General features: G+C 40.8%; 8 protein-coding genes and 2 pseudogenes. 1 reads left to right on the top strand and 9 read right to left on the bottom strand.

Annotation, left to right across the window (positions count from 1 at the left end):
- Positions 1-203 precede the first annotated feature (203 nt).
- Positions 204-689 (top strand): GNAT family N-acetyltransferase, encoded by a 486-nt coding sequence (locus MKL51_RS04030; protein ID WP_032006652.1) that lies wholly within the window; start codon positions 204-206, stop codon positions 687-689.
- A gap of 82 nt (positions 690-771) precedes the next feature.
- Here the strand turns inward: MKL51_RS04030 and MKL51_RS04025 are convergent.
- The 9 genes and pseudogenes from MKL51_RS04025 to hutC all read right to left on the bottom strand — a co-directional run.
- Positions 772-1558, bottom strand: a pseudogene (locus MKL51_RS04025) (IS3 family transposase); the annotation flags it as partial.
- Positions 1559-1611: 53 nt separating this feature from the next.
- Positions 1612-2035 (bottom strand): annotated as a pseudogene (locus MKL51_RS04020) (glutamate racemase); the annotation flags it as partial.
- A 94-nt stretch (positions 2036-2129) separates the two neighbouring features.
- Positions 2130-3050, bottom strand: a complete 921-nt coding sequence (gene hutG / locus MKL51_RS04015) for a formimidoylglutamase (protein WP_032006651.1) — start codon at positions 3048-3050, stop codon at positions 2130-2132.
- 10 nt (positions 3051-3060) lie between these two features.
- Positions 3061-4266 carry an imidazolonepropionase gene (gene hutI, locus MKL51_RS04010; protein WP_017481862.1) on the bottom strand — a complete coding sequence of 402 codons (1206 nt, stop codon included), beginning with the start codon at positions 4264-4266 and terminating at the stop codon, positions 3061-3063.
- Between the two features lie 51 nt (positions 4267-4317).
- Positions 4318-5730, bottom strand: a complete 1413-nt coding sequence (locus MKL51_RS04005; protein ID WP_017481863.1) for an amino acid permease — start codon at positions 5728-5730, stop codon at positions 4318-4320.
- 64 nt (positions 5731-5794) lie between these two features.
- Complete coding sequence (gene hutH, locus MKL51_RS04000; RefSeq protein WP_000421598.1) at positions 5795-7333, bottom strand: histidine ammonia-lyase; 1539 nt, start codon at positions 7331-7333, stop codon at positions 5795-5797.
- Positions 7334-7420: 87 nt separating this feature from the next.
- A complete protein-coding gene (hutU, locus tag MKL51_RS03995; RefSeq protein ID WP_014207979.1) occupies positions 7421-9088 on the bottom strand; it encodes a urocanate hydratase in 1668 nt (555 codons plus the stop codon).
- Between the two features lie 261 nt (positions 9089-9349).
- Entirely contained in the window at positions 9350-9925 is a 576-nt protein-coding gene (locus MKL51_RS03990; protein WP_032006649.1) for a HutD/Ves family protein, read from the bottom strand.
- Positions 9922-10674 carry a histidine utilization repressor gene (hutC, locus tag MKL51_RS03985; protein ID WP_032052367.1) on the bottom strand — a complete coding sequence of 251 codons (753 nt, stop codon included), beginning with the start codon at positions 10672-10674 and terminating at the stop codon, positions 9922-9924. Before hutC ends, MKL51_RS03990 begins: the two co-directional genes overlap by 4 nt.
- Positions 10675-10798: the final 124 nt, after the last annotated feature.

Raw genomic sequence — 10798 nt, 5'->3', positions numbered from 1 at the left:
GCGTTAGATTGGCTTACACCATTAGAGAAATTTGCTCAGCTTGTTGATTATCATAAGACTTTTCAAACTGTCGCACCTCATGTTTGAATTCGCCAACCATTAAATTTTAATGACAAATTATTTGATGATAAAAATTCAAATCTTCATTTTGAATTATATAATCTATTTATATATAAATTTTTTTTAATTAATGAGGTTTTATCATGAATAGTTTAAATGTATTTTTATTGAGTATCAGTGATGCAGAAAATACTTTTAATTACCTGCAGGATGATGAATTATATTTGTATATTCCAGATGTTAAGTATGAGAATATACAACAATTGAGAAATAGGTATCAATCTTTAATAGATGGATCTCATAATCCGAACGAAGAGTGGATGAACTGGATAATATATAGTGACTTTCATAAAAATTACCCAATTGGTACAATTCAAGCTACAGTATTAAAAAATGAAAAAAAAGCTTATGTAGGTTATGTAATTTATAAAAAATATTGGAACCAAGGTTATGGATATGCTGCTTTGCAATGGCTTGAAAATTTTTTAAAAGAAAAAGATAATGTGCAGTACCTAGAAGGTTATGTTGATCCTAGAAACATATTTTCTATAAAAATTCTCGAGAAATCAGGTTTTATAAAAACTCATGAAGAAGATAATGATTATGTTTATAGAAAACAAATAAAATAATTCGACAAAGTGCTTTTTTACAAAAGCACTTTTCATTCGTCGTATCGTGTGATGGCAAATTAGTGTCCTCATAGACCTTAAATTGGTCTATTCTATGGCTGGTTTGTCTCCTACAATACGACGGCTAAATAGATCCAGCATCACACATAAATACAACTAACCTTCTTTGATCCAAATATATGTAATGTCTGTTGTCTATACCCGAACCCGATTCGGTTTTGTGGCTGTAAATTGGCGATCCAATAAATTGGGAGTTGTATGCAAACGATGATTTGAATCTGTCGTATGCTTATATTTGCATGAAATCTTACTGCATAACCCAAGATGCTTAAGCATTCTTCCTACAATACGTTCACTCATGCTGTAGCCCAGATCATGCATGTCATAAACCAATGACGGTGCGCCCAAACGAGCATGAGGTTGCTAATATACTGCTTTTAAATCCTTATATTTCTGAGCATTATCAACTCGTCGCTTGCGCCAAGCATAATAACCAGCAGCGCTGACAGCTAAACATCTACAGGCTGAAGAGATAGTGACTTTCTTGTTCATCGTTAAATCCGCAATTACCGTGTACTTTTCGAAGTTTGATCTGCGGTCAGAAAGTACACATGCGTTTTTTTAGAATATCATTCGCTTCACTAAGCTGTTTGACTTCTTTTTCTAAATCCAGAATACGTTGTTGCTCTGGTGTTAGTTGTCGTTTGCTGGCACCAGCCACTTTTATTTCACGTATCACGTACCCGTTTATCTAGCGTTTAATAACCCACACCCAACTTCCTAGCTATGGCAGCTAATGGTTCATGTGAATTTGCCAGCACATACTCTATCGCTTGTTGCTTAAATTCAGTGCTAAAGCGTTTCGCCATTTCTTATATCTCCATAGTTAGCTTTAGAGGGACTTTGTGTCCATTATTTTGGCTAGGATCATATCAACCTTTCGTCCTAACAGAAAATCCAAAATATTTTTTAAATAGCTTTTAACTTCAGCAGTGTATGCTTTGGTATTTTCAATTTTTTCGGCCAGACCAATACATGGCAGTAAAGACACTTTGATATCTTTTGCGTAAGTTTCAATTAAATTTTCTAAATTTTTCCTTTAACGGTGGTTTCAGTTGCCAAAACAATAATATATTTACTTAAGGTTATTCCTACAGCTGGTTTTACCGCAGGTTCTATAGCAATAAGTGGAATACTAATTTTGCGCTCTAATCGTTTCAATCGCTATTTTTATCCCCATAGGGAATATATTTCGAGTCTGCAAAGGAAATAATATCTTCATTCGGACGGGTCTGCCGAATGTGCTTAATAAATAGAGACAATCCTCCTAGACCAGAATCAATCATTCCTATCAGGCTATTCTTCTAGTTCATTATTTTTACAATCTTTTCAGTCAGGCCTTAAGTAAAAACCTGACTTAAAAGTATATTCTTTAACTTATTAATTAAAGAAGTATTGATAAACAATATAGGCAGCCAGTTTTGCTGTTCGATTGTCCAAATCAAATTTTGGATTGCACTCAGCAATATCTAAAAGTTTGATTTTCCCAGTCTCTTGAATATGCTTAAAAATTGCTTCAAAAGTAGCTAAATCAATTCCTTTTACAGCAGGTGCACTGACCCCTGGTGCAACCGCAGCCGTGAAGACATCTAAATCAATCGTAACGTACAAATAGTCTACTTTTTCAATAAAAGCATCAACCGCTGCAAGCACGTTTGATAGGTTAAAAATATTAACCTCATGATCGCGTAAATATGAACAATTTAGCGCATCGGCTGTATCAAACAAAACTTTAGTATTGGCATGGTTGGCGACCCCAATACATAAATAATTAAATTGTTTTTGATGCTGTTCTGAAAGTCGAGCTGCCTGTAAAAATGGTGTTCCAGAGGTGGCATGTTCAGCTTCACGTAAATCAAAGTGGGCATCAAAATTAATAATGCCTATTTTTTTATCTGGCGCGTGGGCTTGTACATAGTGGAACAGACCACTAAAGCTGCCAAAGGCAACCTCATGTCCACCGCCCAATACAATCGGTTTTAAACCATTTTGTAAGCTATTTGCGACTTGCTCTGCCAACTCGGTTTGCGCTTGCTCTAAATTCTCAGATTCACAGGTCACTGTACCCAAATCGAGAATACTGACTGGACGATGAATCGGTAAATTAGCCAGTTGTGTACGAATCGCATCTGGTGCATCAGCAGCGCCGACTCGGCCTTTGTTACGTTTCACGCCTTCATCAGAGCTAAAACCAATCAGGGCAAATTCAGCAGGTTGGGTTTTGTTCATGATATGGTGAATACGTTGGTGTGCTTCACCCTCGCCATCATGGCGGCCTTGCCATTTAAATGTGTGATTCATATGCCACCGTCTAAAAAATAACTTCTTGTCCATGCTGAACGACTCGCTTAGGCAAATCTCCGCCCAGCCAGTAAACTATTTCAGATGGATGCTCAATATCCCAAGCCACAAAGTCAGCGACTTTACCCTGCTCTAAACTGCCGTGTGTTTGCTCTAAACCGAGCGCTTGTGCAGCATGAATGGTGACACCTGCTAAGGCTTGCTCAGGCGTTAAGCGGAAAAGTGTGCTGCCCATGTTGAGCATTAAACGTAAAGAAAGTGCTGGAGATGTACCCGGGTTTAAATCACTCGACAGCGCAATACGCACGCCATGTTTAATCAGGCTTTCAATTGGTGGGTATTGCGTTTCACGCAATAAATAAAAGGCACCCGGTAATAACACTGCAACCGTGCCCGACTCTGCCATTGCTTTGACATCATCTTCGGTCATGTACTCTAAATGGTCGGCCGACAAAGCATGATAACGTGCTGCCAAGCTTGAACCACCTAGCGATGAGAGCTGCTCAGCATGAAGCTTAACGGGCAAACCTAATGATTGTGCTGTTTTAAAAACACGTTCAACCTGAGCTGGTGAAAATGCCAAATGCTCGCAGAAAGCATCAACTGCATCGACTAAACCTTCAGCATGTAGTTTAGGCAACATCTCTGTACAGATATGCTCGATATAAGCATCGCTTTGGTCTTTGTACTCTGGCGGTAACGCATGTGCAGCCAAGCAAGTGCTTTTTACCGTCATTGGTAAAGCTTCACCAATTTGACGGATCACACGCAGCATCTTGCGCTCATTTTCGTAATTGAGTCCGTAGCCAGATTTGATCTCGATGGTTGTAACGCCGTCTTTTTGCATACAGCGAATACGTTTAAGTGCTGAGCTTAGTAATTGTTCTTCGCTTGCTTCACGTGTTGCACGAACTGTACTGGCAATGCCGCCACCGCTTGCAGCAATTTCAGCATAGCTCACACCTTGCAAGCGTTTTTCAAACTCAACACTACGGTTGCCACCAAAAACACTATGCGTATGACAGTCGATCAACCCCGGGGTTACCCAAGCGCCATTTAAGTTAACTGTTTCGGAATAAGTGTCGGCAGGAAGTTGTTGTTGTTTTCCAATCCAGTGAATCAGATGCCCTTCTGTGACTATTGCTGCATCTTCAATATAGGAATATTGCCCATTTTGCATGGTCGCAATGTGGCAATTTTGCCAAAGTTTTTTCATTCGCCTTTCCTCAAAACTGCCCAACAGTAAAGCTATTGGGCAGTTGACTTGTTAGCTTTCTATCTCGATATTTTGCGGAATTGAATTAATTTGCTTTCCCGAATTTTGCTGAGGTTTGACCCAAATACGATAAGCGATCATTAACAGAACAAGCCATGTGATTCCCACATAAATTGCAGGGCGTGAATCTGGGAAATAACCCATCATGACTAAAATGAATACCATAAAACCAATTGCAAACGCAGGAGCATACGGCCAACCAATAACGGGGAAATCCAATGCCTTAATTTCAGCAGTAGACAACTTACGGCGCATCGCGACTTGCGAAAGCAAGATCATGAGCCACACCCAAACGGTTGCGAAAGTTGCAATTGAGGCAATGATCATGAATACATTTTCAGGAATCAGGTAGTTCAGCACTACACCAATTAATAGCACGCCAGCCATAACCACTACAGTCATCCATGGCACACCATTACGTGATAATTTCTGGAAAACTCGAGGCGCTTGACCACGGTTTGCCATGCCATAAAGCATACGACCAGCACCAAATACATCACTATTAATCGCTGAAACAGCAGCAGTAATCACGACAATATTTAAAATTGTAGCTGCTGATTGAATGCCCAAATTCTCAAAAATCTGTACAAATGGACTACCTTGGCTACCAATTTGATTCCATGGGAAAATCGACATCAGTACAAAAATGGTCAACACATAGAAAAGTAAAATACGTACTGGAACTGCATTAATTGCTTTTGGTAAAGTGGTTTTCGGATCTTGTGATTCACCTGCTGTAATACCAATAATTTCGATACCACCGAAAGCAAATACAACCACAGATAAGCATGCAACTAAGCCGGCAATCCCATGCGGCATAAAGCCATCATAAATCCATAAGTTTTGAATACCCGGTACCACACTGCTATGGTCAGCATGGAAGCCGTAGAACATTAAACCGATTCCACCTAAAATCATGGCAACAATGGCGCTCACCTTGACAATAGAAAGCCAAAACTCGAGTTCGCCAAAGACTTTAACGTGAATGAGGTTAATTGCACCCAAGAACATAATCAGGGATAAAATCCAGATCCACCGTGGTACATCGGGATACCAGAACCCCATGTAAATACCAAAAGCAGTGACATCAGCCAACGCCACAATGATCATCTCAAAAACATAAGTCCAGCCTGTCGTAAAGCCAGCCAATGGACCAATGTACTGTGAAGCATAGTGGCTAAATGAACCAGAGACAGGGTTTTGGACAGCCATTTCACCCAATGCGCGCATAACGATATAAATTGCAATCCCTGCAACGATATACGCAAGTAATACTGAAGGCCCTGCCATTTTAATGGCAGTTGCCGAACCATAGAAAAGCCCAGTTCCAATTGCTGAGCCCAATGCCAAGAAACGAATGTGGCGGGTGTTTAAACCCCGCTGTAGTGTGGAGTTTTGTGACATTATAATCTCCAATCCTTGAGGATATTTAGTTAGATTCGGCCACTCCATGTGACCGTTTTATCAATCACACTTCAGATAAACTAGGGAGTAGTTTTGGAATAATTAACTCGTTTAAGCAGCCGCTTGAGAGTAATTCACTTGCTTGCTCAATATCAGGAGCAAAGAAACGGTCTTCACTGTAGTAAGGCACTTGAGCGCGCAAGATTTTACGAGCTTGTTCAAGTTTAGGCGAGCTTTTTAGGCCTTCACGGAAGTCTAGACCCTGACAAGCGCCTAACCATTCAACAGCTAAAATGCCACGGACGTTGTCAGCCATATACCAAAGACGTTTACCCGCATTCGGAGCCATTGATACATGGTCTTCTTGGTTGGCAGAAGTCGGTAAGCTATCAACACTTGCTGGATGAGCAAGCGCTTTGTTGTCACTTGCAAGAGCAGCAGCGGTTACCTGAGCAATCATAAAGCCCGAGTTAACACCACCATTTGCCACCAAGAACGGTGGAAGTTGCGACATGTGACGGTCCATCATCATTGAAATACGACGTTCAGACAATGAACCAATTTCTGCAATTGCTAATGCTAAATTATCAGCCGCCATTGCAACAGGTTCTGCATGGAAGTTACCACCAGAAATCACGTCACCTTGTTCAGCAAAAACAAGCGGATTATCAGATACAGCATTTGCTTCAATTTCTAATACTTCAGCAGCCTGACGGATTTGGGTTAAACATGCGCCCATCACCTGTGGTTGGCAACGTAAAGAGTATGGGTCTTGAACTTTGCTACAGTCTTCGTGTGAATGTGCAATTTCACTCGAGTCTGTTAATAGATCACGATAAGCCGCAGCCACATCAATTTGGCCACGTTGACCACGTACTTCATGAATACGCGCATCAAATGGTGCACGTGAACCCAGCATTGCTTCAACGCTTAAGCCACCACAAACAGTTGCAGCGGCAAATAAATCTTCCGCTTCAAATAAGCCGCGTAAAGCATAAGCCGTTGAAACTTGTGTACCATTTAAAAGTGCTAAACCTTCTTTAGCTGCTAAAGAAATTGGTTCTAAACCTGCAACTTTTAAAGCTTCAACTGCTGGTAACCATTCACCTTTATAACGCGCCTTACCTTCACCAAGTAACACTAAAGACATGTGTGCAAGTGGTGCCAAGTCACCTGAAGCGCCTACTGAACCTTTCAGTGGAATGTGTGGGTAAACTTCGGCATTAATTAAAGCCAACAAAGCATCAATCACTTTACGGCGAATACCAGAGAAACCACGCGCCAAGCTATTTGCTTTCAATAGAATAATTAAACGAACCATTGCATCATCAAGTGCTTCACCTACACCTGCTGCATGCGAAAGAACCAATGAACGCTGTAATTTTTCTAAATCTTCAGGAGCAATTTTGGTTGAAGCAAGTAAGCCAAAGCCTGTATTAATGCCGTAAGCTGTACGTCCTTCATTTACAATTTTCTCAACGCAAGCCACGCTTGCATTAATTGCAGATGAAGCACTTTCATCTAATTTAACTTTGATCGGGTTGAGGTACGCTTGACGTAAATCGGCTAAGGTTAGTTTTCCCGGTTGGATTAATAATTCCATGTTGGCTTCCTAATTTTTTGCACTATATTCTGCTGAGACGGTGCTTTTCACAATTGCAAAAAGCACCGCCAGTTCTTCCGTGTATTTTTATTGCGTGATCATTGGCAAGTGTAGGCCTTGCTCTTTCGCACAGTTAATTGCAATTTCATAACCTGCATCGGCATGACGCATAACACCTGTTGCAGGGTCATTGGTCAGTACGCGAGCAATACGTGCAGCAGCTTCATCTGTACCATCACACACAATCACAACGCCTGAGTGTTGAGAGAAGCCCATACCTACACCACCACCGTGATGTAAAGACACCCAAGTTGCGCCGCCTGCTGTATTAAGCAAAGCGTTTAATAAAGGCCAGTCTGATACTGCATCTGATCCGTCTTGCATTGCTTCAGTTTCACGGTTTGGACTTGCAACTGAACCTGAGTCTAAATGGTCACGCCCAATCACAACTGGAGCTGATAATTCACCGCTACGAACCATTTCGTTAAATGCCAAACCAAGTTTTGCACGTAAGCCTAAACCTACCCAGCAAATACGCGCTGGTAAACCTTGGAAGCTAATGCGTTCACGTGCCATGTCTAACCAGTGATGTAAATGCTCATCATCAGGAATTAACTCTTTAACTTTGGCATCTGTTTTATAAATATCTTCTGGGTCACCAGAAAGCGCTGCCCAACGGAATGGACCAATACCACGGCAGAACAATGGACGGATGTATGCAGGTACGAAGCCTGGGAAATCAAAAGCGTTTGCTACACCTTCTTCTTTCGCCATTTGACGGATGTTATTACCATAGTCAAAAGTTGGAACACCCATTTTTTGGAAATCAAGCATCGCTTGTACGTGCTTCGCCATCGACTGTTTTGCAGCTTTTACAACAGCTTCTGGTTCAGTTTTCGCACGTGCACGGTATTCATCCCAAGTCCAGCCTACTGGTAAGTAGCCATTTAGTGGATCATGTGCACTTGTTTGGTCAGTTACCATGTCTGGACGTACACCACGGCGTACAAGCTCAGGTAAAATTTCAGCAGCGTTACCATGAAGCGCAATTGAAATTGCTTTACCTTCTTTCGTATAACGGTCAATACGCGCTAAAGCATCGTCTAAGTCAGTCGCTTGTTCATCTACATAACGGGTACGTAAACGGAAATCGATACTTGCTTGTTGGCATTCAATGTTTAAAGAACACGCACCTGCAAGTGTTGCAGCTAAAGGCTGAGCACCACCCATACCACCTAAACCAGCAGTAAGCACCCAACGACCTTTTAAATCACCGTTATAGTGTTGACGGCCTGCTTCAACGAAAGTTTCGTAAGTACCTTGTACAATGCCTTGGCTACCAATATAGATCCATGAACCTGCTGTCATTTGACCGTACATTGCCAAAGCTTTAGCGTCTAATTCGTTAAAGTGTTCCCAGTTTGCCCAGTGCGGTACAAGGTTTGAGTTTGCAATTAAAACGCGTGGTGCATCTTTATGAGTTTTAAACACACCTACTGGTTTGCCTGATTGAACCAATAAAGTTTCATCAGTTTCAAGATTTTTTAGCGTATCTACAATTTTGTCGAAACATTCCCAGTTTCGTGCTGCACGGCCAATACCACCGTATACAACCAACTCTTTCGGGTTTTCTGCAACGTCCGGATCAAGGTTATTCATCAACATACGTAATGGAGCTTCAGTTAACCAACTTTTAGCCGTCAATTCAGTGCCGCGTGGCGCACGAATTTCTACATCACGAAATTTTGTTGTCATTGTTGTCACGGTCGGACTCCTTCCTTTGAGCTTACATCAGCAGAACATCACTTGTCTCTGCATTTGTATAGTAATGTATTAACTTGTATATACATCCATATACTACACAAATATTTTTCGGCGTGAAGAGGGTGACTGATATTTTTTTAATAAAATTCAATAAACTTATGAATTAAATTAATTTATTTTTATATCAGGTATAAAAAAAGCACATGTCTTTTCAGTAGACATGTGCTTTTGAATAAGCAAATTACTTAATTTTTAACGTTGAATTAGCTCAATAACATAACAACTTTTTGCTTGAGTTTGAGTAAAATGAACCGATGTTACCCCAGTATTTTTTTCAATTTTTAAAGTCTCATTAGCAGCAATCTGAACGGAATGATCATCAACGTTCACTTCCGTTTCACTACCCTGATTAAAAATGAAAATCAGGTCTGCCGAACTGATAAATGCCTGCTCCGCTGCATCATTCAACCACTGAAAACGAGCATGAAACTTTGCAGGATCATAAATTAAATTTAAATCTCGAATTGCACCGTCGACCAGTTCACTTTGGACCTGATTCTCGCCATGGAAAGCAAAAATATCACCTTGGTTCAGCGTTTTGGCAGGAAGATCATCGACATGCAGCACCATACCCTTCCCATCAAGAACGCTAATAATGCGCTGCTTATTGGGAAATAGCGAAAATGGCCCAGAAGTGGTCACATCTGCCATCGAAATACGCCAGTCAAAGTCAGCCTCACCTAGGCTTCGAGCAATTTCTAAAGTAAAGCCTGCACCGTTTTTCCAAAGCATTTTTGTATATTGATCGGCCCTGATCAATTCAATCATGGATTAAATTTCCCTTCGAGATAGTAGCGGCTACCCGGATAGATCAAACGCGCACTTGAAATGAGTTGTTTGTTTGACCATGTGCGGCGGCGAATGAGTAAGCATGGCTCAGCTTTAGTAATCTTTAACCACTTACACTCTTGAGGAGATGCTAAAACGGCCTCAACAATATGCTCGCCTTCTGTCACGGGAGCTTTTGCCATGAGGTAAGCATTTGGGGTAATGGTTTTAAAATCTTGTTCTAAATAATCTGGAATCAGTGCTGCATCAACTAAACGATCTTCGACCTGAACAGGTACATCATTTTCATAATGCACAATAATCGAATGAAATAATCTTTGCCCTTCACGAGTCTGCATTAACACGCTTTGCTCTGCATTTGCATAAACTTGTTCTAGGACTAAAACTTCAGCGTGGTGCTTATGGTTTCGTGCAATAATCTCATCGGCAATATTATTAATTTGAAAAAGTGCAGTTCGGCCTTGCCCTTCAGCTACGAAAGAACCAACGCCCTGAATTCGCACAAGTAAACCCTCAGTCGTTAACTCACGTAGCGCACGGTTTACCGTCATACGGCTACAGCCGAGTTGATTAACCAGTTCACTTTCCGAAGGAATTTTTTTATTTACAGCCCACGAGCCTTCATAAATCTTTTGTGAAATCAGCTGTTTGACGCGTTGATATAAAGGAACTGGACTATCAGCTTCAATCGAAAGCTCAGCATGTTCTTGTTTTGATGTTCTGGGCATAACAAATACTCAAAAAGGCGGCAGGCAAAAAAGTATTTTAGTTGACATGCTATGTATATACAACCACATACAACATGTTAATTTATGAAATAAATAGATTTTAAAAAGTTTAAAAAATAAACAT

It is taken from the genome of Acinetobacter sp. AOR18_HL (assembly GCF_027855145.1).
Taxonomy (GTDB): Bacteria; Pseudomonadota; Gammaproteobacteria; order Pseudomonadales; family Moraxellaceae; genus Acinetobacter; species Acinetobacter pittii.
Note: the sequence above shows the minus strand (reverse complement) of the source record. Positions and strands in the feature narration are given on the sequence as shown.

Bases quoted from the DNA above. Each gene is read 5' to 3' on its own strand.
- MKL51_RS04005 (WP_017481863.1), bottom strand. From the start codon at position 5,730: ATGTCACAAAACTCCACACTACAGCGGGGTTTAAACACCCGCCACATT.
- hutU (WP_014207979.1), bottom strand. From the start codon at position 9,088: ATGACAACAAAATTTCGTGATGTAGAAATTCGTGCGCCACGCGGCACT.
- hutG (WP_032006651.1), bottom strand. From the start codon at position 3,050: ATGAATCACACATTTAAATGGCAAGGCCGCCATGATGGCGAGGGTGAA.
- hutH (WP_000421598.1), bottom strand. From the start codon at position 7,333: ATGGAATTATTAATCCAACCGGGAAAACTAACCTTAGCCGATTTACGT.
- MKL51_RS04030 (WP_032006652.1), top strand. From the start codon at position 204: ATGAATAGTTTAAATGTATTTTTATTGAGTATCAGTGATGCAGAAAAT.
- MKL51_RS03990 (WP_032006649.1), bottom strand. From the start codon at position 9,925: ATGATTGAATTGATCAGGGCCGATCAATATACAAAAATGCTTTGGAAA.
- hutC (WP_032052367.1), bottom strand. From the start codon at position 10,674: ATGCCCAGAACATCAAAACAAGAACATGCTGAGCTTTCGATTGAAGCT.
- hutI (WP_017481862.1), bottom strand. From the start codon at position 4,266: ATGAAAAAACTTTGGCAAAATTGCCACATTGCGACCATGCAAAATGGG.